The sequence below is a fragment of the Streptomyces sp. WAC 01529 genome (genome assembly GCF_003945545.1).
Classification (GTDB): domain Bacteria; phylum Actinomycetota; class Actinomycetes; order Streptomycetales; family Streptomycetaceae; genus Streptomyces; species Streptomyces anatolicus.
In genome coordinates this window covers 5,156,245-5,182,256 of sequence record NZ_CP029617.1, presented here as the reverse complement: position 1 = coordinate 5,182,256, position 26,012 = coordinate 5,156,245, and the positions used below count along the sequence as shown (strand labels likewise).

General features: G+C 71.6%; 24 protein-coding genes. 14 read left to right on the top strand and 10 right to left on the bottom strand.

The features are described from left to right. Positions 1-254: 254 nt before the first annotated feature. The 4 genes from DMA15_RS23510 to DMA15_RS23495 all read right to left on the bottom strand — a co-directional run bounded on the left by DMA15_RS23510 (position 255) and on the right by DMA15_RS23495 (position 3,294). Complete coding sequence (locus tag DMA15_RS23510; protein ID WP_125514740.1) at positions 255-542, bottom strand: SCO5918 family protein; 288 nt, start codon at positions 540-542, stop codon at positions 255-257. Positions 543-598: 56 nt separating this feature from the next. After that, positions 599-2,149 (bottom strand): DEAD/DEAH box helicase, encoded by a 1,551-nt coding sequence (locus DMA15_RS23505; protein WP_125514738.1) that lies wholly within the window; start codon positions 2,147-2,149, stop codon positions 599-601. Positions 2,150-2,423: 274 nt separating this feature from the next. Next, positions 2,424-2,627 (bottom strand): cold-shock protein, encoded by a 204-nt coding sequence (locus DMA15_RS23500; RefSeq protein ID WP_010986199.1) that lies wholly within the window; start codon positions 2,625-2,627, stop codon positions 2,424-2,426. 319 nt (positions 2,628-2,946) lie between these two features. Next, positions 2,947-3,294 carry a MerR family transcriptional regulator gene (locus tag DMA15_RS23495; RefSeq protein WP_125514737.1) on the bottom strand — a complete coding sequence of 116 codons (348 nt, stop codon included), beginning with the start codon at positions 3,292-3,294 and terminating at the stop codon, positions 2,947-2,949. 447 nt (positions 3,295-3,741) lie between these two features. Between DMA15_RS23495 and DMA15_RS23490 the strand changes: the two genes are divergently transcribed. The 3 genes from DMA15_RS23490 (at position 3,742) to DMA15_RS23480 (ending at position 5,145) form a co-directional block, all read left to right on the top strand. Beyond that, a complete protein-coding gene (locus DMA15_RS23490; protein ID WP_125514736.1) occupies positions 3,742-4,119 on the top strand; it encodes a hypothetical protein in 378 nt (125 codons plus the stop codon). A 149-nt stretch (positions 4,120-4,268) separates the two neighbouring features. Continuing rightward, the gene (locus DMA15_RS23485) at positions 4,269-4,691 is read left to right on the top strand and encodes an Hsp20/alpha crystallin family protein (protein ID WP_125514734.1); all 423 of its coding nucleotides are present in this window, start codon (positions 4,269-4,271) and stop codon (positions 4,689-4,691) included. Positions 4,692-4,746: 55 nt separating this feature from the next. Next, positions 4,747-5,145 (top strand): DUF2267 domain-containing protein, encoded by a 399-nt coding sequence (locus DMA15_RS23480; protein ID WP_125514732.1) that lies wholly within the window; start codon positions 4,747-4,749, stop codon positions 5,143-5,145. Positions 5,146-5,219: 74 nt separating this feature from the next. On the opposite strand, the gene DMA15_RS23475 is transcribed toward DMA15_RS23480, so the two are convergent. Then, on the bottom strand, positions 5,220-6,074 hold the full coding sequence (locus DMA15_RS23475) for a trypsin-like peptidase domain-containing protein (protein ID WP_125514731.1): 855 nt from the start codon (positions 6,072-6,074) through the stop codon (positions 5,220-5,222). 208 nt (positions 6,075-6,282) lie between these two features. Here DMA15_RS23475 and DMA15_RS23470 point away from each other — a divergent pair, with 208 nt between their 5' ends. Together DMA15_RS23470 and DMA15_RS23465 are read left to right on the top strand one after the other, a co-directional pair. Next, positions 6,283-7,494, top strand: a complete 1,212-nt coding sequence (locus tag DMA15_RS23470) for a pyridoxal phosphate-dependent aminotransferase (RefSeq protein ID WP_125514729.1) — start codon at positions 6,283-6,285, stop codon at positions 7,492-7,494. 96 nt (positions 7,495-7,590) lie between these two features. Next, positions 7,591-8,001 (top strand): hypothetical protein, encoded by a 411-nt coding sequence (locus DMA15_RS23465; RefSeq protein ID WP_125514728.1) that lies wholly within the window; start codon positions 7,591-7,593, stop codon positions 7,999-8,001. A gap of 75 nt (positions 8,002-8,076) precedes the next feature. On the opposite strand, the gene DMA15_RS23460 is transcribed toward DMA15_RS23465, so the two are convergent. Then, the gene (locus DMA15_RS23460; RefSeq protein ID WP_125514727.1) at positions 8,077-9,921 is read right to left on the bottom strand and encodes a phosphoenolpyruvate carboxykinase (GTP); all 1,845 of its coding nucleotides are present in this window, start codon (positions 9,919-9,921) and stop codon (positions 8,077-8,079) included. 288 nt (positions 9,922-10,209) lie between these two features. Between DMA15_RS23460 and DMA15_RS23455 the strand changes: the two genes are divergently transcribed. Then, complete coding sequence (locus DMA15_RS23455) at positions 10,210-10,926, top strand: hemolysin III family protein (protein WP_125514726.1); 717 nt, start codon at positions 10,210-10,212, stop codon at positions 10,924-10,926. Positions 10,927-10,954: 28 nt separating this feature from the next. Beyond that, positions 10,955-11,689, top strand: a complete 735-nt coding sequence (locus DMA15_RS23450) for a Mut7-C RNAse domain-containing protein (protein WP_125514725.1) — start codon at positions 10,955-10,957, stop codon at positions 11,687-11,689. Positions 11,690-11,924: 235 nt separating this feature from the next. Here DMA15_RS23450 and DMA15_RS23445 read toward each other — a convergent pair whose 3' ends face one another. Next, entirely contained in the window at positions 11,925-13,946 is a 2,022-nt protein-coding gene (locus DMA15_RS23445; RefSeq protein ID WP_125514723.1) for a thioredoxin domain-containing protein, read from the bottom strand. Positions 13,947-14,080: 134 nt separating this feature from the next. Here DMA15_RS23445 and DMA15_RS23440 point away from each other — a divergent pair, with 134 nt between their 5' ends. From DMA15_RS23440 to DMA15_RS23410, 7 genes are all read left to right on the top strand, one after another. Then, on the top strand, positions 14,081-17,296 hold the full coding sequence (locus DMA15_RS23440) for a tetratricopeptide repeat protein (protein WP_125514721.1): 3,216 nt from the start codon (positions 14,081-14,083) through the stop codon (positions 17,294-17,296). A 113-nt stretch (positions 17,297-17,409) separates the two neighbouring features. Beyond that, a complete protein-coding gene (locus DMA15_RS23435; protein ID WP_125514719.1) occupies positions 17,410-17,664 on the top strand; it encodes an acyl carrier protein in 255 nt (84 codons plus the stop codon). Positions 17,665-17,680: 16 nt separating this feature from the next. Further along, on the top strand, positions 17,681-19,000 hold the full coding sequence (locus DMA15_RS23430) for a WS/DGAT domain-containing protein (RefSeq protein ID WP_164551807.1): 1,320 nt from the start codon (positions 17,681-17,683) through the stop codon (positions 18,998-19,000). 139 nt (positions 19,001-19,139) lie between these two features. After that, the gene (locus DMA15_RS23425; protein WP_240659903.1) at positions 19,140-20,462 is read left to right on the top strand and encodes a wax ester/triacylglycerol synthase domain-containing protein; all 1,323 of its coding nucleotides are present in this window, start codon (positions 19,140-19,142) and stop codon (positions 20,460-20,462) included. A 56-nt stretch (positions 20,463-20,518) separates the two neighbouring features. After that, positions 20,519-20,794, top strand: a complete 276-nt coding sequence (locus tag DMA15_RS23420; RefSeq protein WP_125514715.1) for an acyl carrier protein — start codon at positions 20,519-20,521, stop codon at positions 20,792-20,794. Further along, the gene (locus DMA15_RS23415) at positions 20,791-21,996 is read left to right on the top strand and encodes a beta-ketoacyl-[acyl-carrier-protein] synthase family protein (RefSeq protein WP_125514714.1); all 1,206 of its coding nucleotides are present in this window, start codon (positions 20,791-20,793) and stop codon (positions 21,994-21,996) included. Before DMA15_RS23420 ends, DMA15_RS23415 begins: the two co-directional genes overlap by 4 nt. Positions 21,997-22,019: 23 nt before the next feature. After that, positions 22,020-23,348, top strand: a complete 1,329-nt coding sequence (locus tag DMA15_RS23410) for a wax ester/triacylglycerol synthase domain-containing protein (protein ID WP_125514713.1) — start codon at positions 22,020-22,022, stop codon at positions 23,346-23,348. Positions 23,349-23,388: 40 nt separating this feature from the next. On the opposite strand, the gene DMA15_RS23405 is transcribed toward DMA15_RS23410, so the two are convergent. The 3 genes from DMA15_RS23405 to mca all read right to left on the bottom strand — a co-directional run bounded on the left by DMA15_RS23405 (position 23,389) and on the right by mca (position 25,903). After that, positions 23,389-24,492: a serine hydrolase domain-containing protein gene (locus DMA15_RS23405; protein ID WP_125517961.1), complete on the bottom strand. Its 1,104-nt coding sequence runs from the start codon at positions 24,490-24,492 to the stop codon at positions 23,389-23,391. 228 nt (positions 24,493-24,720) lie between these two features. After that, complete coding sequence (locus DMA15_RS23400) at positions 24,721-25,002, bottom strand: hypothetical protein (protein ID WP_206302953.1); 282 nt, start codon at positions 25,000-25,002, stop codon at positions 24,721-24,723. Between the two features lie 19 nt (positions 25,003-25,021). Further along, complete coding sequence (gene mca, locus DMA15_RS23395) at positions 25,022-25,903, bottom strand: mycothiol conjugate amidase Mca (protein WP_125514709.1); 882 nt, start codon at positions 25,901-25,903, stop codon at positions 25,022-25,024. Between the last annotated feature and the right edge of the window lie 109 nt (positions 25,904-26,012).

Here is a 26,012-nt window from a genome sequence, read left to right as displayed (position 1 = left end):
GGGGGCTCCTTCTGTCGGGAACGCCCGCAGTCTTCTCCGGCCCCCCAGATCTGGCACGCCATCTTGCGGTTCCGGCAAGATGGCGCGGTGGACCCCGCCTCGCGGAGCACGCTGTCCCGGCCGGCGAGCGGGCGGCGCCGGGCCCCCTGGAGCTGCTCATCCTGTTCGGCCCGCAAGGAACGCGCGCGCACATGCGAACGGCGCCCGACCGGTCCCTTGAGAGACCGATCAGGCGCCGTTCGGGCCTGCTGAGGCTAGACGACCGTAGTCGGCCAGGCCTGCTCCGCGGGCTCCGGCGCGACGGGCGCGGGCATGGCGCGGCAGGTGAAGCCGAGGCCGGACAGCGCCCGGGTCACTTCCTGCGCCGAGAAGTCACGGCGGTCCTGCCGCGTGATCACTTCCCCGACCTGCTTGACGGGGTAGTGGCGCCGGCCGATGATCACGGACTCACCGGTGACGGGTTCGGGCTTGACGCCCTTCATGGCCTGCTCGACCTCACTCTTGAACAGGTCGAAGGGGAATCGGGCGATGACACAGCGCATGGTGCCTCACAGAAGGGAAGGGGCGGGAAGACCTGACGGGCCGGGCCGGACGGGCCTCAGGCGGCCCTGCTCTGCGAGGCCCCTTGCGAGGCCCCGCCCTGCGCCGCGCCGCCGCCCTGTGCGCGGGCGGTGTAGGCGCGGCGCGCGCGGCCGTCGCGGGGGCGGCGGCCACGGGCCGGGGAGCCGCCGCGCCGGGCGCCTTCCTTCGGCGGGGCGGCGATGGTCACCGGAACCCCCGAGGGGGTCCGCGCGCCGGTGATGCGGGTCAGCTCGGCCTCGCCGGAGCGCACCTGAATGGTCTCCGGGGTGATGCCCGCGGCCATCATCAGGCGGTTCATGTCGCGCCGCTGCGCCGAGGTGACCAGCGTGACGACGCTGCCGGAACCACCCGCGCGGGCGGTGCGGCCGCCGCGGTGCAGGTAGTCCTTGTGGTCGGCCGGGGGGTCGACGTTGACGACGAGGTCCAGGTCGTCGACGTGGATGCCGCGCGCCGCGACGTTCGTGGCGACCAGCGCCGTGACCTGGCCGGACTTGAACTGGGCGAGCGTGCGGGTGCGCTGGGGCTGGGACTTGCCGCCGTGCAGCGCCGCGGCCCGCACCCCGCTGTTGAGCAGGTGCGTGGTGAGCTGGTCGACCCCGTGCTTGGTGTCGAGGAAGAGGAGGACTCGCCCGTCGCGGGCGGCGATCTCCGTCGTGGTCGCGTACTTGTCGGCACCGTGGATGTGCAGCACGTGGTGCTCCATCGTGGTGACGGCGCCCGCCGAGGGGTCGACCGAGTGGACGACCGGGTCGTTGAGGTAGCGACGGACCAGCAGGTCGACGTTGCGGTCCAGGGTGGCCGAGAACAGCATGCGCTGGCCACCGGTCCGCACCTGGTCGAGAAGCTCGGTGACCTGCGGCAGGAAGCCCATGTCGGCCATCTGGTCGGCCTCGTCGAGGACGGTGATGGCGACATCGTCGAGCTGGCAGTCGCGGCGCTCGATCAGGTCCTTGAGCCGTCCGGGCGTGGCGACGACGACCTCGGCCCCGGCGCGCAGCGCACCGGCCTGCCGTCCGATCGACATGCCGCCGACCACGGTGGCCATGCGCAGCCGCACCGCCTTGGCGTACGGGGTGAGCGCGTCGGTCACCTGCTGCGCCAGCTCGCGGGTGGGTACGAGGACCAGGGCGAGGGGGCGGCGCGGCTCGGCGCGCTGTCCGGCGGTGCGGGCGAGCACCGCGAGGCCAAAGGCGAGGGTCTTGCCCGATCCGGTGCGCCCGCGGCCCAGGACGTCGCGGCCCGCGAGGGAGTTGGGCAGCGTGGCCGCCTGGATCGGGAAGGGCTGGGTGACGCCGAGGCGGGTGAGGGTCTGCACCACACCGTCCGGCAGGCCGAGCGCGGCGAAGTCCTCGACGGGCGGCAGGGCCGGGGTGACGGTGACCGGGAGGGCGAACTCTCCCTGGAGTGCGGCGGGGCGGCGCGAGGGGCCCTTGGAGTAGGACCGTCCGCCGGAGCGGGGTCCGCCGGAGCGGGGGCCGCCGCCGGAACGGGAGCCCTCCGAGGCGCGGAAGCCGCCGGAGGAGCGGGGGCTGCCCTGTCGGCCGTTCGTGCGAGTTGAGCGGTTCATGAAGAACCTTCCTCGATGCGGCGCGTATCGAGGAATTCATACCGACACCGTGACGGTGTCGAGAATTGCAGGAACGGCCGGGAAAAATGAAACATAATTCCGGCCGCCGGAATTCGTCCGAGAGCGGCCGGTCAAGAAGAGGACACGCTCCGGGGCGGATTCACCGGGGTGTCTGGGTGTTGCGTCGGATCATCGGGGAGCGTTTCCCCGGAAACAAAACGAGCTGGGGCCCGCACCCAAGGTGCGGGCCCCAGCTACGAAGTGCGCGTCAGCGTCAGGCGGGAACGATGTTCTCGGCCTGCGGGCCCTTCTGGCCCTGCGTGACGTCGAAGGTCACCTTCTGGCCCTCCTGCAGCTCGCGGAAGCCCTGGGTGGCGATGTTCGAGTAGTGAGCGAAGACGTCGGCGCCGCCGCCGTCCTGCTCGATGAAGCCGAAGCCCTTTTCCGCGTTGAACCACTTCACGGTGCCAGTAGCCATGTCATATCTCCTTCGGGGCAGTGCCCGTGGAGTCCACACTGTGCGAACTCCGCGTCGCCGCAATGATTACCCCGTCCGGTAATGACCGGCAATACAAAGTGCCCCGCCGACACCATAACGTCGACTGAGCACTTGAAGTCTCTTGGGAACCACAACTGCAACTGGTAACGACAGTAGCATGCCGTCGCCGGCGGCGCAGGGGTTTCTTTATCGTTCAGCCGGTCGGCCGATAAACCCTCATCGCGCATCACGCGAAATTCTGCATTTGCCGTCACAGATATCTGGCGCCGTCAGACGCAGCGTTTCGTCGGCGGCGCCCTCAGGACGACGGCGCCCCCTCGGAACCGACCGGGGAGCGGCGCAGCTGTTCGTTGAGGCGCAGCGCGTCCTCCAGCTGGTCCTCCAGGATGACGATGCGGCAGGCGGCCTCGATCGGCGTGCCCTGGTCGACGAGTTCGCGGGCGCGCGCGGCGACGCGCAGCTGGTAGCGCGAGTAGCGGCGGTGGCCGCCCTCGGAGCGCAGCGGGGTGATCAGGCGGGCCTCGCCGACCGCGCGGAGGAAGCCGGGCGTGGCGCCGATCATCTCGGCGGCCCGGCCCATCGTGTAGGCGGGGTAATCCTCGTCGTCGAACCGGTCGGGGCCTTGCGTCAGGGTCTCTGGGGGCATTTGCACCTTTTCTGGAACGCGTCGAGGGGCCTGGTGCCGTAGCGGCACCAGGCCCCGAGGGGTTTCAACACCATCTACCGGCCGCGTGTGCCGGCTATCTGTTTCCGCACGGCCGCCCGGAGGGGCGGGGATGCGGGGATCGCGGATGCGTGACCGGGGACCACCTTCCAATCCGGGGTCTGCGGTACCCGGGCGATGACGAACTCGCCCAGGCGATCCTGATGGCGTCCACTCCTCTCTTGCTGAACGGGGCTTTCTGAACGGGTCTTGTCGTACGGGGCTTGCCGGACGTCCGGAGAGAACGCCTTGCTGCAAGTCTCTGACTACACCAGGAACTCTAACAACGGTGGTCACGCATGTCTACTCCAGCCGCGATAGATTTTCGGGAGCGGAGGAGGAGGGATCGGGGCACCCACACGCCCCCTCCCCTCGGTAGGCTCACCAGTCATGTCGAAGCCTGACGAACTGCTCGTAGACATCGCCACCCTGGTGGAGTCCGAGCACAGCAATCAGATGTCCCTCACCGTGGTCGTGGCCGGTGCCGTCATCACCGGACGGCTGGCCCCCGAATCCCTGTGGCGCCGACGCGTCGCCGAAGTCCTCAAGGATTCCGACCAGCTGGGTCCGTTCGCCTCCGTGTTCGAGGCCGACGGAACCTCTGCCGCTCCGCCGCGGGACGCCACGCCCCCCACCCACCTGCACTTCCACCTGGCCCGGATCCTTCAGGGCAGCGTGGCCCTGCCGGAGACGGGCGGGATGTACCGCATCCCGATCCAGGACGTGAGCGCCTGGACCGTGGGGGACCTCAGCTACTCCGATCACTGACCGCCCCGGACTCAGGTCTGGCCCCGCGCCGCGCCACGACGGGCGTCCGGAACCAGACCTGAGTCCGGCCTTGTCAATTTTCTTCCTTCGGGCTATATAGAAAAACGTAGGGCATCGCACCCAGCACCTGAGGAAGGGAGTGACCCGTGATGCTCATGCGCACCGACCCGTTCCGCGAGTTCGACCGTCTCGCCCAGCAGGTCTTCAACAGCGCGCGTCCGGCCGGAATGCAGATGGACGCCTACCGCGAGGGCGACGACTTCGTGGTCCACTTCGATCTGCCGGGCGTCGACCCGGAGTCGATCGACCTGGACGTGGAACGCCACGTGCTGAACGTACGGGCCGAGCGCCGCTCCCCCGCCCCCGAGGGCGTGGAGATGATCGCGGCCGAGCGCCCCACCGGCACCTTCTCCCGCCAGCTGTTCCTCGGCGACACCCTGGACACCGAGCGGATCGACGCCTCGTACGACGCGGGTGTCCTGACGCTGCGCATCCCGGTGGCCGAGCAGGCGAAGCCGCGCAAGATCCAGATCAGCGGCGGCGGAAGCGGACGCAGGCAGATCAGCGGCTGACGGCCGACGGGACGGAAACGGCGGTCGACCACACGAAACGGAGGAGAACGACTCGATGAGATGGAGCGAACTCATCGCGGCGGTAAGGGAGTCCGGCCAGTACGCCACCGCGGCGGAGGCGGAGCGCGTGACGCGCGCCGTCCTGTCCGCCCTCGGCGGCCACGTCGTCGGGGACGAACGCGTCGACCTGGCGAGCCAGTTGCCGGTCGAGGCCGCGAAGGTGATCGCGGACGAGGTGCCCGTGACGCGGCGGCTCACGGCACCGGAGTTCGTCGAGAGCGTGGCGCTGCGGCTCGACGGCGCCACGCCGGCCACCGCCCGATGGGACGTCAGCTCCGTCCTGACCACCCTGGCGCGGGCGGTCGACGAGCAGCTCGTCGACCGCCTGCTGAGCCTCCTGCCGCCGGGCTACGCCCTGCTGTTCGGCAGGGCCGAGCTGGCGCCGGCGGCCTGAGGACGTGACACACGGGCGCCGTCCACGCCCCCCCGCGCGGGGCGGCCGGACGGCGCCCGAACCGTTCTCGGGGGTCAGCGAAGGCCCCCGACCGGCTTCGGCAGCGTGCAGCCGGGCCGGCCCAGGTCGATCTTGTTGCCGATGCCGACGCACGGCACGAGCGTGTAGGTCTGCTGGCCGTAGTTGATGCCTTCGCGCACGGTGACCTTGCCGTTCTCGTCGACCTCGCAGGGGTTGTTGTCCGTGCACCGGCCGCCGCTGTCGTTGCCGGTGTTGTGGACCGCGATGACCTTGCCGGTCACGTCGTCGATCACCGGGGAGCCCGAGGTGCCGCCGATCGTCTGGCAGGCGGGGGTGTAGCGGACCGAGTCCTTCCAGGTCCAGCTCCCCTCCTTGAGGCGGTAGGCGAAGCCGTCGACGCCGCACTTGTACATCTTCTTCCAGTACCCGGAGGCGACGGTGATCGCCCGGCCCTGCTCGGGCCGTGCCGCGTTCAGCTCCCGCGCCTTGATCCCGTACTTCCTCTCGATGTCGCGGTAGGTGCTGGTGAGCTGGTAGAGCGACATGTCCGTGTCGGTCATCGTGGCGTACGCGATCTTGCTGGCCTTGAGCGTCCCGAGGCGGCCGCCCGAGGCGTTCAGCAGGGTGAAGCTCCGCGACGAGGGCTTGTCGACGACGACCTCGCCGGGCGCGGGGAAGCCGCTCTCCAGGCAGTGGCCGTTCGACAGGACGAACGCGGGGTCTCCCGACTGCGAGCCGGGAACGCGGACGACGGCTCCGGAACAGTTGCTGAGCGCCACGGTCCCGGCGAAGTCGACGGCCTTGACCTTCGGCTCGACGGACGTCTCAGGGCCGACGGCCGTCGCGGGCCCCGCCGTCGCTCCCAGGAAGAGCACGGCGAAACACGCACCGACGAGAGGCTTGTTCATGTGGGGGGTCCCCTCCGCTGACAGTCCAGTCCGGTTGTTTTGTCATGCGCATTGTTGGGCCTCGACCCCGCAGGGACAAGACCGCCTTGTCCCGCCCCGTAAGGGGCGCGGGGAACCGCGCGACCAGCCACACACCGACCCGCACACAGAGGACCGCCCGGGGAAATCCGCTCCCCCGCCCGCCGGAACACCCCGTAAGCTCGCCGCCATGCAGGTCATCCAGTCGACGAAGCTCGCCAACGTCTGTTACGAGATCCGGGGCCCTGTCCTTGAGGAGGCGATGCGGCTGGAAGCGGCAGGCCACCGCATCCTCAAGCTCAACACCGGCAACCCCGCCGCCTTCGGCTTCGAGTGCCCGACCGAGATCCTGGAGGACATCCTCCGCAACGTCGGCGACGCGCACGGCTACGGCGACGCGAAGGGCCTCCTCGCGGCCCGCCGCGCGGTGGTCATGCACAACCAGACCCTCGGCATCGAGACCGACGTCGAGCACGTCTTCATCGGCAACGGCGTCTCCGAGCTGATCGTGATGGCCATGCAGGCCCTGCTCGACGACGGCGACGAGGTCCTCGTACCGGCACCGGACTACCCGCTGTGGACCGCGGCCGTCTCGCTCTCCGGCGGCACCGCCGTGCACTACCGCTGCGACGAGCAGGCCGACTGGATGCCGGACCTCGCCGACATCGAGCGCAAGGTGACCGACCGCACCAAGGCGATCGTGATCATCAATCCGAACAACCCGACCGGCGCCGTCTACAGCGACGAGATGCTCCGCGGCCTGACCGACATCGCGCGCCGTCACAACCTCCTGGTCTGCTCGGACGAGATCTACGACAAGATCCTCTATGACGGTGTGACGCACACCCCGACCTCCGCCATCGCCCCCGACCTGCTGACCCTCACCTTCAACGGCATGTCGAAGGCCTATCGCGTGGCGGGCTACCGCGTCGGCTGGATGGCGGTCTCGGGGCCCAAGGCACACGCGACCTCGTACATCGAGGGCCTGACGATCCTGGCCAATATGCGCCTGTGCGCGAACATGCCGGGCCAGCACGGCGTCGTCGCCGCGCTGAGCGGGCGCCAGACGATCAACGACCTGGTGCTGCCCGGCGGGCGGCTCCTGGAGCAGCGCGACATCGCGTACGACCTGTTGACGCAGATCCCCGGCGTGAGCTGTGTGAAGCCGAAGGGGTCGCTGTATCTCTTCCCGCGGCTCGATCCGAAGGTCTTCAAGATCAAGGACGACCGGCAGATGGTCCTCGATCTGCTGCGCGCCGAGAAGATCATGGTCGTGCATGGTACTGGCTTCAACTGGACCGAGCCCGATCATTTCCGCGTGGTGACGCTGCCCACGGCGACGGACCTCACGGAGGCCATCACCCGGATCGGCAATTTCCTGGACGGCTACAGCCAGCCCTGACGGGTCCGGGCCGAGGGCGACAGGCCCGCCCGGACCGCGCTCAACTTTAGACGGAATCTAAGATAGGATGGTCCCCATACCGCTTGGAGGCCACCCATGTACGAGCCGATCCGCACCAAGTCGGTCCACTCGATGGCCGACGACGCGAGCTTCCCGCACCGCTCCCGCGAGGAAGAGCTGGACATCCAGCTCGCCGGGCACCTCGCGGCGCTCCTCGCCGTCACCGACGAGCTGCGCGCCCTGGCCCCGAGCGCGGAGCTGGACACCGCCGCCGAGCGGCTGGCCGTCCAGGTGGCGCGGCTGCGCCGCGGCGAGGAGCCCGCGCGCTCCTCCGTGGCCGCCGCCATCCACGAACCGCACCTGGCCGCCCTGCACCAGCGCGCCCACGCCCTCGCGGGCCGCGCCCTGGTCGTGGCGGCCTCCCGCGCCGACACCGCGGCGGCGATCCTCGCCGCCGAGCGCATGGACGCCCACGCGGCCGCCACGCGCCTGGTCGGCGCCTCCTGATCGGCCCCGGTCCGCGGCCGGTGAGGCCGCGGACCGGGTGCCACCAAACCCCGTGGGCCAGAGCGGCGCGGGACGTCAGTCGAGGCGCTCCACCAGCGCGCGGTACTCGTCCCACAGCTCCTTGGGCGCGTGGTCGCCGAAGGTGTTGAGGTGCTCGGGGATCAGGGCGGCCTCCTCGCGCCAGGCCTCCTTGTCGACCGTGAGCAGGAACTCCAGGTCCGCGTCGGCCAGTTCGAGGCCGTCGGTGTCGAGCGCGTTCACCGTCGGCAGGACGCCGATGGGGGTCTCGACGCCCTCGGCCTTCCCGTCGAGGCGCTCCACGATCCACTTCAGGACGCGGGAGTTCTCACCGAAGCCGGGCCACACGAACTTGCCGTCCGCGTTCTTCCGGAACCAGTTCACGTAGTAGATCTTCGGCAGCTTGGACTGGTCCTTGTCGGCCCCCACCTTCACCCAGTGCGCCATGTAGTCGCCCATGTTGTAGCCGCAGAACGGCAGCATGGCGAACGGGTCGCGGCGCAGCTCGCCGACCTTGCCCTCGGCGGCGGCGGTCTTCTCGGAGGCCACGTTCGCACCGAGGAAGACGCCGTGCTGCCAGTCGAAGGACTCGGTCACCAGCGGGACCGCCGTGGCGCGGCGGCCGCCGAAGAGGATCGCCGAGATCGGCACGCCCTTGGGGTCCTCCCACTCGGGCGCGATGATCGGGCACTGGGAGGCGGGCGTGGTGAAGCGGGCGTTCGGGTGGGCGGCCGGGGTGCCGGACTCGGGGGTCCAGTCGTTGCCCTTCCAGTCCGTGAGGTGGGCCGGGGTCTCCTCGGTCATGCCCTCCCACCAGACGTCGCCGTCGTCGGTGAGCGCCACGTTCGTGAAGACGGAGTTGCCCCACAGCGTCTTCATCGCGTTGGCGTTGGTGTGCTCGCCGGTGCCGGGCGCGACGCCGAAGAAGCCGGCCTCGGGGTTGATCGCGTAGAGGCGGCCGTCCTCGCCGAAGCGCATCCAGGCGATGTCGTCGCCGATCGTCTCGACGGTCCAGCCGGAGATCGTGGGCTCCAGCATGGCGAGGTTCGTCTTGCCGCAGGCGGAGGGGAACGCGGCGGCGACGTACTTGGACTCGCCCTGCGGAGGCGTCAGCTTGAGGATCAGCATGTGCTCGGCCAGCCAGCCCTCGTCGCGCGCCATGACGGAGGCGATGCGCAGGGCGTAGCACTTCTTGCCGAGCAGGGCGTTGCCGCCGTAGCCGGAGCCGTACGACCAGATCTCGCGGTCCTCGGGGAAGTGCGAGATGTACTTCGTGGAGTTGCAGGGCCACGGCACGTCGGCCTCGCCGTCGGCGAGCGGGGCGCCGAGCGTGTGGACGGCCTTGACGAAGAAACCGTCCTCGCCCAGCTCGTCCAGGACCGCCTGGCCCATCCGGGTCATGGTGCGCATGGAGACGGCGACGTACGCGGAGTCGGTGATCTCGACGCCGATCGCGGACAGCGGCGAGCCGACCGGGCCCATGCAGAAGGGCACGACGTACATCGTGCGGCCCTTCATCGAACCGCGGAAGACGCCGCCCTCGCCATCGGCGCCCTGGAAGATCTCCCGCATCTCGGCGGGGGCCTTCCAGTGGTTGGTCGGGCCCGCGTCCTCCTCCTTCTCGGAGCAGATGAAGGTGCGGTCCTCGACGCGCGCGACATCGGTCGGGTCGGAGGCCGCGTAGTACGAGTTCGGGCGCTTGACCGGGTCGAGCTTCTTGAAGGTGCCCTTGGCGACGAGCTCCTCGCACAGGCGCTCGTACTCCGCCTCGGAGCCGTCACACCAGACCACACTGTCCGGCTGCGTCAGGTCGGCGATCTCTTCGACCCAGGCGAGAAGCTCCTTGTGACGGGTCGGGACGGTGTTGGTCGGGGTGCTGGGAGCCGCGATGTCGCGCGCCACGATTGCTCCTAATCGAGGGGTTTTTGAGGATGTATGCCCCGTGGGGGCTGCGACCCGGACGCTTCACGTGTAAATCCTCTGGCGCTCATCCGGTGCCGACCGCACTCATTTGATCATCCGACGCGGCCGCGCATCTGTCCAGAGGGCCTCACACCTGAGCGGCGTGAGGATCGCCACTTGTACGGCTTCGGGCGCGGGCGGGGGTTCCGTCCGATTTGATGAGTGGTTTACGTTCGGTTGATGTCCGGTTGATGTCCGACTTACGGGGGCGTAGGTACGATGCGGACCATGACCGCCTCCGTCTCCGAAGCGCTTCCGGAACCCGAGGACTCCCCCTCGCTCGTCCCGTCCCCGCAGGAAATGCCGCTGCCCGTCAAGCCGAAGATGCGGGGCTGGCTGCACGCCGGCATGTTCCCCGCGGTGGTCGTGGCCGGCCTGGTGCTGACCGCGCTCGCCGACTCCACCCGCGGCCGGATCGCCTGCGGTGTCTTCGCCCTGACCGCCTGCCTCCTCTTCGGTGTGAGCGCGCTCTACCACCGGGGGAACTGGAGCCCGCGCGCGGACGGCGTCCTGCGTCGGCTCGACCACTCCAACATCTTCCTGATCATCGCGGGCACCTACACCCCGCTGACGATGCTGCTGCTGCCCGATTCGAAGGGGCGGTGGCTGCTCTGGGGCATCTGGGGCGCGGCCGTCGCGGGCATCGCCTTCCGCGTGTTCTGGGTCGGCGCCCCCCGCTGGCTCTATACGCCGTGCTACATCGCGATGGGCTGGGCCGCCGTCTTCTTCCTGCCGGACTTCATGCGTACGGGCGGCATCGCCGTGCTCGTCCTGGTCGTCGTCGGCGGGCTGCTCTACAGCGCGGGCGGCGTGATCTACGGCATCAAGCGGCCGAACCCCTCGCCCCGCTTCTTCGGCTTCCACGAGGTCTTCCACTCGCTGACGCTGGCGGCCTTCGCCGTGCACTACATCGGCATCTCCCTGGTGGCATACCGACACGGCTGATCCGTCCCCCGGCTGCCATCCTGACCGCATGAACGGTCCGGAGATCCTCGTCAGTTTCGCCCCCGAGCTGGGCGTGTTCGTCCCCCAGGAGCGTAGGAATGGCCCCACCAGGGCCGTTACGGACGGCGCGGCCACGCTCGGGCACGTGGTCGAGTCCCTCGGTGTCCCGCTGACCGAGGTCGGCGCGCTCGTGGTGGACGGCCGCGAGGTCGCCGCCGGACACGTTCCGGGGGCGGGCGAGTCCCTCTTCGTACGCGCGGTGAGCCGCCCCCAGCCGGTGCCGGGGGCCCCGCTCCGGTTCCTCCTCGACGTCCATCTCGGCACGCTGGCCCGGCGGCTGCGGCTGCTCGGCGTCGACGCGGCGTACGAGAGCACGGACCTCGGCGATCCGGCGCTCGCCGCGCTCTCCGCCGCCGAGCGGCGCGTTCTGCTGAGCCGTGACCGGGGGCTGCTGCGGCGCCGCGAGCTGTGGGCGGGAGCGTACGTCTACAGCGACCGCCCCGAGGACCAGCTCCGTGACGTACTCGGCCGGTTCGCCCCGGAGCTGCGGCCCTGGACGCGGTGCACGGCCTGCAACGGCTCGCTGCGGGCGACCACGAAGGAGGAGGTGACGGACCTCCTCGAAGGCGGCACCCGGGGCACGTACGAGGTGTTCGCCCAGTGCGGGGAGTGCTCCCGCGTTTACTGGCGGGGCGCCCATCATGATCGGCTCTCGGCGATTGTGGCGGGGGCGCTGAGGGACTTCGGCGGGGCTCTGCGCTAGCCCAATCCCCGGCTCCGCCGGACTCGTCCTCAAACGCCGGACGGGCTCAGATTTCCGCACCCGGCACGTCCTTGGACGGGCTCCAATTCACGCCACCCGGCACGTCCCCGGACAGGCTCAAGATTCCCGCCCACCCACCCCCTACGTCCACGTCTCCAGCGCGGGGCGAACGGGTGGGTGGGTGGGAGGCATCCGCCGCGAAGCGGCGGGCCAGGAAGGAGCCCGGAGCCACCGGCTAGGAGAGGGATTCGGCCAGCGCCCCCGCATCAGTCACCGGCACCCCGCACACGAAGGAACGGCAGACGTACGCCGCCGGGAGCCCGTCCACCAGCCCCCTCCCCGCGAGCAGCGGCAGCTCGTCGGAGCCGGGCGGACCCGCCGCCACCACCGCCCCCGGCGCCGAGCCGAGCAGCGCCGTCCGGTGCAGGTCCCCCAGGACCTCGCCCACGACGGCCACCTCCAGCGGACCGGAGAGCGCCGCCTCGGCGACCGCCAGCCCGTGCCCGATGAACCTCGGCACGCGAGGGCCGAGCGCCTTGACGATGCCGAGCGCCCGCTCCGCCGCGCTCCGGTGCGGCTCGGCCCCCGTATGCGCCGCGTACGACAGGAGCGCACCGGCCGCCGCCGTCCACCCGGAGGGCGCCGCGTTGTCCGTGGGATCCTGCGGCCGCCGGATGAGCCGCTCCGCGTCCACCGCCGTGTCGAACAGCGCCCCGCTCTCCTCGTCGACGAAGTGCGCGAGGACGTGGTCGAGCAGGAAACCGGCGAACTCCAGCCACACACCCTCCCCCGTCACGGAGGCCAGCGCGAGGAAGCCCTCGGCCACATCGGCGTAGTCCTCCAGGACGCCCGCGTTGGCACCGACGCGACCGTCCTTCGAGGTGCGGGCGAGCCGCGCGCGGGCGTCCATGTGGAGACGTACGAGAAGATCGCCGGCGCCCACGGCGGCAGCGATGAGATCCGGCCGGTCGAAGTACGCGCCCACCTCCGCGAGCGCGGCGATCGCGAGGCCGTTCCAGGCGGCGACGACCTTGTCGTCACGGCCGGGCGACGGCCGCTCGGCACGCGCGGCGAGCAGCCGCTCCCGCACCGAGGCGAGCCGCGCGGCGTCCGCCAACGGGCCCTCGACAGCCGGGAGTTGCAGCACGGAGGCGCCCTCCTCGAAGGTGCCCTCCTCCGTCACGCCGTAACAGGCCATCGCCAGCTCCGCGTCGGCCTCCCCCAGCACCTCACGCAGCTGCGCGGGCGTCCATACGTAGTACGCGCCCTCCACGTGCTTGCCCGTCGCCGGGTCCTCGCTGTCCGCGTCGAGCGCGGAGGCGAACCCGCCTTCGTTCGTGCGCAGTTCGCGGACGATGAAGTCCGCGGTCTCCAGCGCCACGCGCCGCGCGAGGTCCGAGCCCGTGGCCCGCCACAGATGGGCGTACGCCCGGCACAGCAGCGCGTTGTCGTACAGCATCTTCTCGAAGTGCGGCACCACCCACTCCCGGTCCACGGAGTAACGGGCGAAACCGCCGCCGAGCTGGTCGTAGATGCCGCCGCGCGCCATCCGCTCACAGGTCTCGGCGGCCATCTGGAGCGCGCCCTCCGCGCCCGTGCGGGCGTAGTGGCGCAGGAGGAACTCCACCGCCATCGACGGCGGGAACTTGGGCGCGCCGCCGAAGCCGCCGTGCGCCGCGTCGTAGTCACGGGTCAGGCCGAGCAGCGCCTGCGCCAGCTCGTCCTCGCCGGGCTTCTCCCCGGTGCCGTGGGTGAGCTGCCGCTCCCCCAGCTCGCGCACGATCTTCTGCGCGACCTCGGCGACCTCGCCGCGCCGGTCCGTCCACGCCCGGTGGACGCCGTCGAGGATTTGCGGGAAGGAGGGCATTCCGTGCCGGGGCTCGGGCGGGAAGTACGTACCGAAGTAGAAGGGCTCGGCGTCGGCGGTGAGGAAGACGGTCATGGGCCAGCCGCCCTGGCCGGTCGCGGCCTGCACGGCCTCCATATAGACGGCGTCGACGTCGGGCCGCTCCTCGCGGTCGACCTTGATGTTCACGAACTTCTCGTTCATGAGCGCGGCCGTCGCCTCGTCCTCGAAGGACTCGTGCGCCATGACGTGACACCAGTGACAGCTGCTGTACCCGACGCTGAGCAGCACCGGCACACCGCGCTCGCGCGCCTCCTGGAAGGCCTCGGCCGACCAGGGCCACCAGTCGACGGGGTTGTCGGCGTGCTGGAGCAGGTAGGGGGACGTCTCATGGGCCAGTCGGTTCGGCATGCCCCCATACTCGCGCACACCGGGCGCCCGGCTCACGTACGCCGGGCCCTGATCCGCCCACTCCCTCGCGCCGAGCGCCCGTACGCAGCACACTTGTGGCCGCTGGTGACTGTTGCTCTCGGAGGGGGACCCATATGCGGGACAGCCATCGGGCCGAGGCCGAGCGGCTGTTGGCACGGGCCGTGGAGGAAGAGGTGCGGCGCTCGGGCGGGCGTGTCGACGGGGGCATCCTGCTCTCGCGGGCGCGCGCCTCGCTCGACGCCATGGCGCAGACGGCCGCCGAGGAGTACGAGGCGTACACCCGGGCGCTGGACGAGGCGGACGCCGGACGGCTCAGCTTCGGCGAGCGGTACGCGCGCGAGGGCGCCGGAACTCCCCTGCTGGTGGCGGTGGTTGCCGCCGTTGCCGCCGGGGTCTCCGACCTGTCGTTCGGCACGAGCGTCGGCACGGCTCTCGGCACCGGCGCGGTCGTCGCCGTGGCGGGCGCGGCGGCGACGGTCCTGAAGGTGACGGCCTCCCACGTGCCGGCGGCCAGCCGCCGCGCCGGGGCGCTCAGCCAGCCGGGCGGGCCCGAGCAGCTGCGGCTCCAGTGGCTGACGGCGCTGGAGGTGCGGGGCATCAGGCCCTTCATCGACCAGCAGAGGGTCCTCGCCGCGTCGACGGGCACGCGTACGACGAAGAAGACCGCGCCGCAGCTGCGGGGCACCGACAAGAGCGCGGCCGCCCGCAGGCGCTCCGCGCTGGAACGGTCCTTCTCCCAACTCCCGCAGAACGACGGCCCCTTCGCCGGCCGCAGGAACGAGCTGGGACAGATCGCCCGCTGGGTGCACGCGGCGCGCGCCAGCACCGACACCCGGCCCACGGTCGTCATGCTGTACGGCGCGCCGGGCTCGGGCAGGTCGTCGCTCGCGGTGCGGGCCGCGCACGATCTGCGCGACCAGTTCCGCGGCGCGTGCCTGGTGGACCTGCGCGGCGCCGCCCCGCGGGAGACCCCGCTGTCGACGCGCGACGCGCTGATGCATCTCCTGAACCGATTGGGCGCGCCGCGCGAGCAGCTGCTCTTCCGGGAGCGTTCCTCGCAGGAACAGCAGGTCAAGCGGCTCAGCGAGCTGTACCACCAGTATCTGACGGGCGTGCCGGTGGCGATCGTCCTCGATGACGCGGGCGATGCCGAACAGGTGCGCACTCTGATCCCCGAGCGCTCCGACAGCCTCGTCCTCGTCACCGCCCGTGAGCCCCTGGAACTCCCCTCCGACCTGCCCGCCTGGGTGCACCGGCTGCCGGTCGAGGCACTGGACGAGGCGGGCGCGGAGGAGCTGCTGCGCGAGTCCGCCGAGGATCTTTCGGGGCCCTACGACGCCGAATCGGCGGACGCGGTAAGGGAGTTGTGCGGCGGTCTGCCGCTCGCGCTGCGCGCCGCCGGTTCCTCGCTCGGCCCGCGTACACCGCGCCAACTGGCCGCCGACCTGGCGGCGTACGGTCCCGCCGAGAAGGTCGCCCCCGTCGAGCGCGTCCTGTGGCTGCGCTACACCGACCAGTCCGAGACCGCCCGGCGGCTGCTGCGGCGCCTCGCCCTCGCCGGGCGCGCCTCGCTGGGCCCGGCCGCCGCGGCGGCGCTGCTCGCCACGGACGAGCAGGAGGCGGGCCGCCACCTCACCGCGCTCTCCGACGCGGGCCTCGTCGACCGGCTCAAGGGCGGCCGCTACCGCCTGCACGACCTCGTACGCTCCTTCGCCCTGGCCCGCCTCCTGGACGAGGAGGAGCCCGCCGAGCGCACCACCGCGCAGGAGCGGCTCATCGCCAGCTACGGCGAGCTGGCGGACACGGTGATCCGCCTGGTCGACGGCAAGACGTCCACGCGCGCGGACCAGTTCGGGCAGCACGGCTTCGCCTCCCTGGAAGCGGCGCTGCGCTGGCTGGACGACGAGTCGACGTTCATCACGGCGGCGCTGCGGCACGCGGAGGACGTCGACCAGCGCGTCGTCCTGAACCTCCTCGGCGCCCTGTGCGACTACTGCCTGCTGCGCGGCGACCTCTACCGCCTGGGCGAGATCAACGAACTCACCCAGGCCATCGACCAGGGTCTGCTCGGCCGGAGCGTGCAGTGGCGCACGGGCATCGCGGCCCGCCAGCTCGGCGAACTCGACCAGTCCCGTACGACGTTGAACTCCGTCGTCGACCTCTACTTCGAGGCCCACCAGGACGCCGCCGCAGCCCGCGCGCTCGGCTCCCTCGGCATCACCCTGCACCACCAGGGCAATCTCACGGAGGCCGCGGCCCGGCTGACGGAGGCGCTGGACCTACAGGCCTCCGACGAGCTGGCGGGCGACCGCGCCTGGACGCTGCACGCCCTCGCCGCGGTGGAGCGCGACCGCGCCCACCTCGCGCACGCCCTCGACATGCTCCGGCGCGCGCTCGCCCTGCACCGCGCCAGCGGCTCCGTGCACGGCGAGGCCTGGACGCACTTCCAGCTCGGGCAGCTGCGCCTGCGCATGGGCGACGTGCCGCGCGCGGAGGGTGAGCTGCGCGCGGCCCTCGACCTGTACGGCCGCACGCGCGACCAGCGCGGCGAGGCCTGGGCCATGACCCAGCTCGCGCGGGCCCGCCTGGTGGACGGCGACCCCTCGCCCGCGGTCGACGGTCTGCGCCAGGCGGCCTCCCGGCACCGCGACAACGAGGACGCGCGCGGCGAGGCCTGGACCCTGTACTACCTCGGCCAGGCCCTGGAGGAGACCGGCAGCCTCGACCAGGCGGTACGCGACCTGGAGCGGGCGCGCACGATGTTCTCCCGGATGCGGGACGTGTACGGCCTCGCGTGCGCCCGCCACCACTCCGCGCGCGTCACCCGCGACCAGCGCGCCGCCCAGACCGGCTCGCTGCGCAACTCCGGTTTCGCCCGCCAGCTCCTGGTGGACGCCCGCGCCGACTTCCAGCGGATCGGCGTCGCGCACGGCGAGGCGTGGACGTGTCTGGAGCTGGCGGTCGTGGACGCGGGCAACACCCGCGCCCAGCAGGCGCTGGCCCTGTGCGACGAGGCGGTCGCCCTGTTCACCTCCTACGGCGACCGCCGCGGCGAGGACTGGGCCCGCTTCCTGCGCTGCACCCTGCTGCCGTACGCCTCGCCGGGCGGCTGGGAGATCGGCACGGCCGTCGCCCAGGAGGAGCTGAACCAGCTGGCCCGCGCCGACCACCCGACGCGCGACGGCAAGCTCGCCGACTACTTCCAGGCGTACGGGCTGCTCCTGGAGCGGGGCGCCGAGCTGGAGACGGGGTGGCAGGCGTGGCGCCTCGGCATGGTGCCGAGCCGGCACGCGCGCGAGGTGATGGGGGTGGAGGTACCGCGCGATTAATCCATATAGGTGAAATGCCCATGGTCGGCCGGTAATGCCGTGTCGCGGCGTGAGGATTGGGGGTCACAGGAACCGGCGGCAGCCGGTTCGTTCCGACGTCACGAGGAGATGTGATGGCCACGGGATACAGCACCGTCGTGGATATTCTGGTGAGCGAATTCCGTTGTGTGGAAGAGGAGTTGTCACCCGATTCCACGATGGAGAACGTGGATCTGGACTCGCTCGCGCAGGTCGAGTTCGCCGTCGCCCTGGAGAACCGGAGCGGCCGGCCGTTCAGCGAGGACCAGCTCACCCTCGACACGACGCTGGGCGAGATCGCCGCCTTCCTCGATGCCGCGCCGGCCGTCAGCGCCTCACATGAAAAATAGTATTGCCCTCTCGGCCGTGGAGGAACTTCTCTGCGGCACGGGCGCCCTCCCCGACCCCCCTATCGGAATGGCCGCGCTGTTCACGGGGGAACCGCCGCGCCTCGCCGATCTCCGCGACCGCGTGGCCGAGCGCTGGGGCGGCCTGCCCCTGCTGCGCCGGGCCCTGCTGCGGCCCGCCCGGCCCGCGTGGCTGCGCCCGCATCACTGGCTGCCGCTCGACGACTTCGACGTACGCACCCATGTCCTCGAAGCAGAGGACGAGGGCGAAGGCGAGGGGGCGTTCACGGGTCTGCTCGGCCGCCTGGTCGCCCAGCCCGTGCCCTACGGCCTTCCGCCCTGGCGGCTGCGGCTCGTACGGGCGGGCCGCCAAGAGGACGCCGCGCAGCAGCGGTTCGCGCTCGTACTGACCGTCCATCACGCGCTCATGGACGGGCGGTCCTTGGAGCTGCTGATGAGCGGACTCCTCGACGGAGGCACGGGTCGCGGGGCCGCAACCCCCAAGGCTGCGCCACCTGTTCGGATTCCTCGGCCCACCCGCCCCGAAGGCAGGACGCCGGACGGACAGGCGCAGGACTCCGGTCGGCTGTTCGACGCGCTGCGCTCCGGGCGGGCCCTGCCGCTCTCCGCGAAGCCGCTGCTTACCCGGCGGGACCTCGCCTGGACGGAGTTGGACACGGACGCGGTGCGGGCCGCCCGCCGGGCCCTGCCCGGCCTCGGCGCGACCCTCAACGAAGTGCTGCTCGCGGCATCCGCGGGCGCCCTGCGAGCCGTCCACGGCGAGCCGGAAGGCCGGGCAGGGGCCTCCCGCCCGCTGCACGGCGTGTACTCCGTGGACCTGCGCACGCCGGAGCAGGCGGCGACGCTCGGCAACATCGTCTCGGCGGTGCGGCTGCCGCTCCCCGTGGAAATCGCCGACCCCCGGGAGCGCCTGGCGGCCTGCCGGGCCTCGTCGGCCGCCCCGGGCCCCACGCAGGGCCCGGACACCACCACCCGCCTGCTCTGCGCCGCCGCCCGGCTGGGCCCCTGGGGGCTGCGCCTGTTCGCCAGGCGCGCCGCCTCGCCCCGGTGGGCCCCCGTGTCCTGTACGGCGATCAGATGGCCCCGGGGCCCGTGGTCCCTGGACGGCGCGCCGCTGGAGAGGGTGATCCCGCTGGGCCGGGTACAGATCCCGGGGGCGGTCAGCCTCACCCTGACGAGTTACGCGAACACGTTCACCCTCTGCGTGGTCAGCCACACCCCCGCGGGCCAAGCCCGTTTGCTGGCCGACGCGTTCGGCCGCGAACTGACCTCCCTCGCCGGGGCCGTCGGGCCCCAACTCAGCGCTCCGGCACGGTGACCGGCGCGGGGCCCGGCACACCGACAGGAAGCGCCGGATCGTAACTCACCGATGTGAATCTCGTTTCTCCTGTGACCGTGAGCAACAGGCGTCGAGGAGTGAAGATCCCGCAGCGGAGGAGAAGTTGGCCACGTATCGCATGAGACTGTCCTTCCCCGATGAGGCGTTGTTGCTCAACGGGTGCCCTGGTGTGGTCGGTATGGCGGCGGTCTTCAAGGGGGAAGCGCCCGAGCTGCGGGAGGTCCGGGCACGCGTCGCCGAACGCTGGACGGCCCTGCGGCGGATGAGCCAGGTGCTCGACACCTCGAACGCCCCGGGCACCTCGGACTCCCCGGACTCCCCGGGCGCCCCGGACTCCCCGGATACCTCGGGCGTCTCGGGGGGCGACGGGCGCCGGGCGGCGCACCGACGCCGCGCCCACTGGGTCGTACGAGAGCCGTTCCGCCCCGCGACGCACGTCCTCGCCGCGCGGCACGGGCTGGACGACCTGTGGGCGGATGTATTCGACCGCCCGCTCCCCGACGGTCCGCCGCCCTGGCGGCTCCACGTCGTCCCGGGCGGGCCGGAAGGCGGCTTCGCCCTGGCGCTCGTGGCCCAGCACGTGCTGCTCGACGGGCGCTCCCTGGAGACCTTGCTGCACGCCCTGATGGACGACATCGTCCCCGTACGGGCCACCGGCCGCCCGCCGCTGCCCCGCGTCCGGCTCGGTGCCGTGGGCAGGGAACTCAAGGCGCTGACGGCCCGCGGACAGGCCCTCCCCACGCCTTCGCCGCACCGGACGTCCCCCTCGATCGCCGTACGCACACTGTCGAGCGATACGTTCCGAGCCGCGCGTCGGCACCCCCTGGGCACGCGCGGCGCGACGCCGAACGAGCTGCTGATCAGTGCGGTGGCCGGGGCGCTGCGCGCGCATTTCGGCCCCTCGCCCCACTGGCCGGGCACGCGGCCCGTGTACACGGCCGTGCCGTGCGATCTGCGCGCCCGGGACAACGAGCACGAACTGGGCAACGGCGCCACGGCCGTCCAGGTCGCGCTGCCCCTCGACGTCGACGACCCCGTGGCTCGCCTGCGGGTCTGCCGTACGTCGCTGCAGACGGTGCCCGCACGGTCCGGCGTCCACGCCGCCGCACTGCTCCCGTGGGGAGAAACGGTCAAGCGTGTGGCGCCGTGGACGGTCGCGCGGATGGCCGACAGAGCCGCTCGGCCCACCTTCGCGGCGACAGCGACGACCGTCCTGAAGTGGCGTGACACGTCATCCGCCTTCCAGGGCAGCCGACTGCGGCACGTCGTGGGGCTGCCCCCGCTGCACCGGCCGGGGAGCGCGAGCTTCCTGCTGGCGCAGAACAACAGTGCCTGCACGCTCACCGTGGTCTGCCACCTGCTTCCCCACAGCGCCCAGCGGCTCGCCGACGCCGTGGTGGACGAGTTCGAGGCGTTGGCACGGAGGCAGCGGAAGACATGACGACACCAAAAGACACGACAGCAGAAGTGACGACAGCAGAAGTAGGGAAAAGCACCGTGGAAGCAGAGTACGAAGACGTCTGGGACGAGCTGCGCACCCTCTGCGCGCACATCATGTCCGTACCACCCGAGCACGTGGTGCCGCAGGCCCGGCTCGTGGCCGATCTCGGAGCCGACAGCCTGGACGTCACCGAATTGCAGGTGGCCTCGGAGGAACTGTTCGGCGTATCCCTCAAGGGAACCGACCCCGCCGCGGTCTCCACGGTCGGCGACGTCGCCGACCTCATCGTGAGGCAGCGCACCGAGTCCGCCCCGGGCGTGGTCGCTGGATGACACGCGAAGACGCAGTCGCGGTCACGGGCCTCGGAGTCCGCTGCGGGGCCGGGGCCACGACGCGTGAACTGTGGGAGAACCTCCTCCACTCACGCTCCACGGCCACCCTGCACGCCTTCGACGACGAGAACACCGTCGTCCACCCCGCCTACCCCATGCCCGATTTCACGCCCGAGGGCTACCTCACCCCGAAAGAGGTGAAACGGACGGACCGTTCGGTGCAGTTGGGGGTCTGCGCCGCCATGGACGCGGTCACGGACGCCGGAGGGCTGCACACCCCCGCCGGTCGCGCGGCGGTCGTCACCGGCACCACTTACGGTGGAGTGATCAGCCAGGAGCACGGCATCGGGCAGCCCGACGTGCTCTACCCGGCCCGGGTGATGCCCAACGCCGGTGCGTACTGGATCAGCTCCAAGTTCGGTATCACCGGCCCCTCGCTCACCCTCTCCACCGCCTGCGCCTCGGGCACCCACGCGGTGGGCGAGGCGATGGAGCTGATCCGGAGCGGGCGCGCCGACACCGTCGTGACCGGGGGCCACGAGAGCCCGTTCACCGCGACGACCGCGCTCGCCTTCGCACGGTCCGGCGCCATGGTCACCGAGTGCGACGAACCCGCCCGCGCGTCACGGCCGTTCGACGCGGAGCGGCGGGGGTTCCTCCTCGCGGAGGCGGCCGCCTTCATGGTGCTGGAACGGCTGGACCTCGCCCGCGCCCGGGGCGCGCGGATCTACGCCACCCTGATCGGGTACGGGTGCACATCCGACGCCCACCACCTCACGGCACCGCACCCCGACGGCGCCGGTGCGACCGCGTGCATGGAGCAGGCGCTCGCCGACGCCGGTATCGCGCCCGACGCCGTCACCCACGTCAACGCGCACGGCACCGGCACCACGCTCAACGACCTGGCGGAAGCGCGCGCCATCACCTCCGTGTTCGGTCCCGCCGCCGTGCCGGTGACCGCCTCCAAGTCGGTGACCGGCCACTCCCTGGGGGCGGCGGGAGCGCTGGAGGCCGTGATCACCGCCATGTCGCTGCACGAAGGGCTCCTGCCGCCCACCGCCCACCTCACGCGGCTCGACCCCCAGTGCGAGCTGGACGTCGTCGTCCGGCCCCGCAAGCTCTCCGCGGGACCGGCGCTCAGCAACAGCTTCGGTTTCGGCGGGCACAACGCCTGCGTCGTCCTCGACTCGGCCCAGCGCTGATGAGGCGGAAACCGAGGTCGCTGATGGGGCGGAAACCGAGGCTTTCGGGGCTTGACGAGGGCTTCGTGCGCGACGGGCTGCCCGGGACGATCGGCACCGTCGCGCTGTTCACGGGAGACCCCTTCGACCTGGGCGAGCTGCGGTCCCGCGTCAGCGAGCGGTGGGGAGGGCTCGACCGGATGCACCAGGTCCTTGTGCCGCCCCGCGGACCGGCGGCGCTCTCCGGCCACCGCTGGGCGGTCCCGGGGCCGTTCGACGCCGCTGAGCACGTCCGCGCCTCCGACCTGGAGCCGCAGCCGCTCATGGCCGCGTCTGTCGGCCGGCGGCTGCGGTCCGACCGGCCCCCGTGGCAGCTGCTTGTGCCGAAGGCGGCTCCCACCGGCGAACACGCCCTCGTGCTCCTTGCCCACCACGCGCTCCTGGACGGCAGTTCCATGGGGACGCTCCTCCGCCTCCTCATGGACGACTCCCGGCCCGCCCGGACCGGGGCAGCGGTGCCGGGTCCCGCGGCGCGGCGGCGGCTCTCCGTCCGGCCCGCCGACCTGTTCAGGGAGTTCCGGGACAGCAACGCCCCGGGGATGCGCCTGCCGTCGGCGCCCGGCGGGACCCGTCCCTCGCTCGCCGTCACCCGGCTCGACCCGGACGTGGTGCGCTCGGCCCGCCGCCGTCCGGCCGACGGACGCGGGGCGACCCTGAACGAACTACTCCTCGGCGCCCTGGCCGGGGCCCTCCCCGCCTGCTACGGCACCGCCTCGTCGGGGCCCCGGGGTTCGGCTCCTCTCTACGCCACCGTGCCCGTGGATCTGCGGAGCCGGTGCGAGGCGCAGCAGCTCGGCAACCTCATCACCGCCGTCCGTCTGCCGCTGCCGCTCGGCACCGACTCCCCGGCGGGGCGCCTGCACGCGTGCCAGAAGCTGATGGCGGACCTCCCCGAGCGCCGCGGGACGCACCAGGTGGTCCTCCCCGTCCTGGAGCGTGTCGTACGTAGGCTGCCCTGGCTGACGACGGTGCTGGCCACCCGCATGGCGCGGCCCGAGATCACCACCGCCGTGTGCACGGCGTTCAAGTGGCGGGACAACCCGAGCCACCTGCACGGCCGCCGCCTGAGCAGCGTCGTCTCCCTGCCCGCGCTCTCCTCCCCCGGCACCACGAGCGTCAGCCTCGTCCAGACCGCCGACGCCTACGTGCTCACCGTCGTGAGCCACCTCGGCCCGGACGATTCCGGGCGGATCGCCGACGCCGTGGCGGAGGAACTGGCAGCGGTGGCGACCTCGGCGCCCGCGCCCGCCCAGGCGGCGCCCCCTTCCGCTCAGACGGCGTCCACTTCCGCCCAGGCGGCGCCCGCTCCGTGAACCGGCACCGGTAGCGGCGCTCGGGGCGCCCCGCCGAGGCTCACCGGCCGGGGCGGCACAGAGCCGTGTCCACGACGCGCTCGACGTGCCTCTTGGTCGCCGTGTCGTTCGGCTGGATGGTCACCGCCACGTTGGCGGCCGCCTTCCCGTCCCCCCTGACCCCGCCCCGGGTCTCGTATCCCGGGATGCTGCCGCCGTGACCCCAGTAGACGCCGCCGCACGACAGCGGCGTACTGACCAGACCCAGGCCGTAGCGGGCGCCCGGGGCGAAGGGCGTCTCCGCGGGGACCGTCGTACGCATCTGGGCGAGCTGCTCGTCCCGGAGGAGGTCGCCGGAGAGGAGTGCGGTGAAGAAGCGGTTGAGGTCGGAGTTGGTGGAGATCAGCTGGCCCGCCGCCCAGCCCCAGGAGGGGTCCATCTCCGTGATGTCGTGCGGCGCGCCGCCCGCCGGGTCCTGGTAGTAGCCCTTGGGGTGCGGTCCGCGGATGGTGGCGTCACCGGGGGCGGGGAAGTAGGTGTGGCGCAGTCCGAGGGGCTTGATGATCCGCTGCTCCATCGCCTCGGCGAGGGGGCGCCGGGTGACCTCCTGGACGATCAGGCCGGCCAGGACGTAGTTCGTGTTGCTGTACGCCCATTTCTCGCCGGGGTCGAAGTCGGCCTTGTGCCGGAGGGCGATGTCGAGGAGCTCGCGGGGTTCGTAGTGGCGGACGTCGTCGCCGAGGTACTTGGTGTAGTCGGGGAGCCCGCTGGTGTGCTGGAGCAGCTGGCGGACGGTGATGCGGCGGCCGTCGATCCCGTCTCCGCGTACGACGCCCTTGAGGTAGGTGTCGACCGGGGCGTCGAGGGCGATCTTCCCCTCGCCGACCAGTTGCAGGACGACGACGGCGGTGAACGTCTTGGTGTTGCTGCCGATCCGCACCCGGCCGTCCCTGGGCACCGGCGCACCGGTGGCCAGATCGCCGACGCCTGCGGTGTAGGTGCGGGTGGGGCCCTTGCCGTGCTTGACGCTCGCCAGCGCGGCGGGCACGTGGTCGGAGCGGACGAGGGAGTCCAGGCCCCGCTGGACGGCGTCCGTCCTGGGGGCGTGCGGCGCGGGCCCCGCGGACGCCGCGGACGCCACGGGCGCGAGGGCGCCGGTCGCCATGACGCCGAGCGCCACCGCGGCGCCGACCGACACGACCCCGCGCCGACCGCGCGTCCAGGGGGAACGGAACCTCTGCCAAGCCTGCTCACGCACGGGCCAACTCCTACGGAATCCGGGGCGGCCAGGGCGTGCGCCGAGGCCGCGTCCAGCATCCCCAGCCGCACCCCTCCAAGGGCATCCGGCTGCCCTCCCGGCCCGGGTGGGGCTAACCCCCGGGCTCGCGGTCGGCTAGGACCTGTCGCCGTCGGCGCGCTTGCGGGCCGGGTTCGCCGCCGGAGCGCCGTCCCCGCCGGCCGCCGCGCCGACCGCCCGGTCATCCGTCTTCTCGCCCGCTCCCGGCCGCCGACCGGTCTCCGGCTCCTTGAAGTCGACCTTGCCCATGTGCCGGTTCATCGACTTCATAAGGCCCCACACGGCCAGGGCCATCACCGCGAAGACGATGAATCCGAGGACGCCGGGGGTCACCTTGTCGTCGTCGACCTCCTTGGCAAGAGGGACGAGATGCGTCATTGCCAGATGTGCGTTCACGCTAGGCATTGTCGCGGATGCCCGCAAAGAGGTCGTCCTCGGGGAGGGAAGTATCGACGAGCGACTTCGCCAGCTCGTACTCCTCCGTGGGCCAGACCTTCTTCTGCAGCTCCATCGGGACGCGGAACCAGCCGCCGTCGGGGTCGATCTGCGTGGCGTGGGCGATCAGGGCCTTGTCGCGGATCTCGTAGAAGTCGGCGCACGGGACGTGGGTGGTCAGGGTGCGCTCGACCCGCTCGAACTCGTCCCACCGCTTGAGCCAGTCCCCGTACGGCGACTCCAGACCGTGGTCGAGCATCGCCTGGTGGAGCGCCTCGGTGCGCGGGCGGTTGAAGCCCTGGTTGTAGTAGAGCTTCTGCGGCTGGAAAACCGGGCCGAACTCGCTCTCCGGGTACTTCTCCGCGTCCGCCGCGCCCTCGAACGCCACCATCGTGATCTTGTGGGTCATGATGTGGTCGGGGTGCGGATAGCCGCCGTTCTCGTCGTACGTCGTGATGACCTGCGGACGGAAGGAACGGATCTGGCGCACCAGCTCACCGGCCGCCTTGTCGACATCCTCCAGCGCGAAGCAGCCCTCGGGCAGCGGCGGCAGCGGGTCGCCCTCGGGCAGCCCCGAGTCGACGAAGCCGAGCCACTCCTGCTTGACGCCGAGGATCTCGCGCGCCTCGTCCATCTCCTTCTTGCGCACCTCGTGGATGTGCTCCTGGATGTAGGTGTCACCCTGGAGCTTCGGGTTGAGGATGTCGCCGCGCTCACCGCCCGTGCAGGTCACGACGAGCACGTCCACCCCCTCGGACACGTACTTGGCCATGGTGGCCGCGCCCTTGCTCGACTCGTCGTCGGGGTGGGCGTGCACGGCCATCAGTCGAAGCTGCTCAGTCAAGACTCGATCCTCAAGTAATCGGGCGCCCTCGGTGATCCGGCGCAACACGCGGCTTCTATAGTGACGGAACCGGGGGGCGGAAAATTCCGGCATCCCCTGTTCCTGGAGG

Coding starts and splice junctions, on each gene's coding strand:
- DMA15_RS23510 (WP_125514740.1), bottom strand. CDS start 542: ATGCGCTGTGTCATCGCCCGATTCCCCTTCGACCTGTTCAAGAGTGAG.
- DMA15_RS23505 (WP_125514738.1), bottom strand. CDS start 2,149: ATGAACCGCTCAACTCGCACGAACGGCCGACAGGGCAGCCCCCGCTCC.
- DMA15_RS23500 (WP_010986199.1), bottom strand. CDS start 2,627: ATGGCTACTGGCACCGTGAAGTGGTTCAACGCGGAAAAGGGCTTCGGC.
- DMA15_RS23495 (WP_125514737.1), bottom strand. CDS start 3,294: ATGCCCCCAGAGACCCTGACGCAAGGCCCCGACCGGTTCGACGACGAG.
- DMA15_RS23490 (WP_125514736.1), top strand. CDS start 3,742: ATGTCGAAGCCTGACGAACTGCTCGTAGACATCGCCACCCTGGTGGAG.
- DMA15_RS23485 (WP_125514734.1), top strand. CDS start 4,269: ATGCTCATGCGCACCGACCCGTTCCGCGAGTTCGACCGTCTCGCCCAG.
- DMA15_RS23480 (WP_125514732.1), top strand. CDS start 4,747: ATGAGATGGAGCGAACTCATCGCGGCGGTAAGGGAGTCCGGCCAGTAC.
- DMA15_RS23475 (WP_125514731.1), bottom strand. CDS start 6,074: ATGAACAAGCCTCTCGTCGGTGCGTGTTTCGCCGTGCTCTTCCTGGGA.
- DMA15_RS23470 (WP_125514729.1), top strand. CDS start 6,283: ATGCAGGTCATCCAGTCGACGAAGCTCGCCAACGTCTGTTACGAGATC.
- DMA15_RS23465 (WP_125514728.1), top strand. CDS start 7,591: ATGTACGAGCCGATCCGCACCAAGTCGGTCCACTCGATGGCCGACGAC.
- DMA15_RS23455 (WP_125514726.1), top strand. CDS start 10,210: ATGACCGCCTCCGTCTCCGAAGCGCTTCCGGAACCCGAGGACTCCCCC.
- DMA15_RS23450 (WP_125514725.1), top strand. CDS start 10,955: ATGAACGGTCCGGAGATCCTCGTCAGTTTCGCCCCCGAGCTGGGCGTG.
- DMA15_RS23445 (WP_125514723.1), bottom strand. CDS start 13,946: ATGCCGAACCGACTGGCCCATGAGACGTCCCCCTACCTGCTCCAGCAC.
- DMA15_RS23440 (WP_125514721.1), top strand. CDS start 14,081: ATGCGGGACAGCCATCGGGCCGAGGCCGAGCGGCTGTTGGCACGGGCC.
- DMA15_RS23435 (WP_125514719.1), top strand. CDS start 17,410: ATGGCCACGGGATACAGCACCGTCGTGGATATTCTGGTGAGCGAATTC.
- DMA15_RS23425 (WP_240659903.1), top strand. CDS start 19,140: ATGAGACTGTCCTTCCCCGATGAGGCGTTGTTGCTCAACGGGTGCCCT.
- DMA15_RS23415 (WP_125514714.1), top strand. CDS start 20,791: ATGACACGCGAAGACGCAGTCGCGGTCACGGGCCTCGGAGTCCGCTGC.
- DMA15_RS23410 (WP_125514713.1), top strand. CDS start 22,020: ATGGGGCGGAAACCGAGGCTTTCGGGGCTTGACGAGGGCTTCGTGCGC.
- DMA15_RS23405 (WP_125517961.1), bottom strand. CDS start 24,492: ATGGCGACCGGCGCCCTCGCGCCCGTGGCGTCCGCGGCGTCCGCGGGG.
- DMA15_RS23400 (WP_206302953.1), bottom strand. CDS start 25,002: ATGACGCATCTCGTCCCTCTTGCCAAGGAGGTCGACGACGACAAGGTG.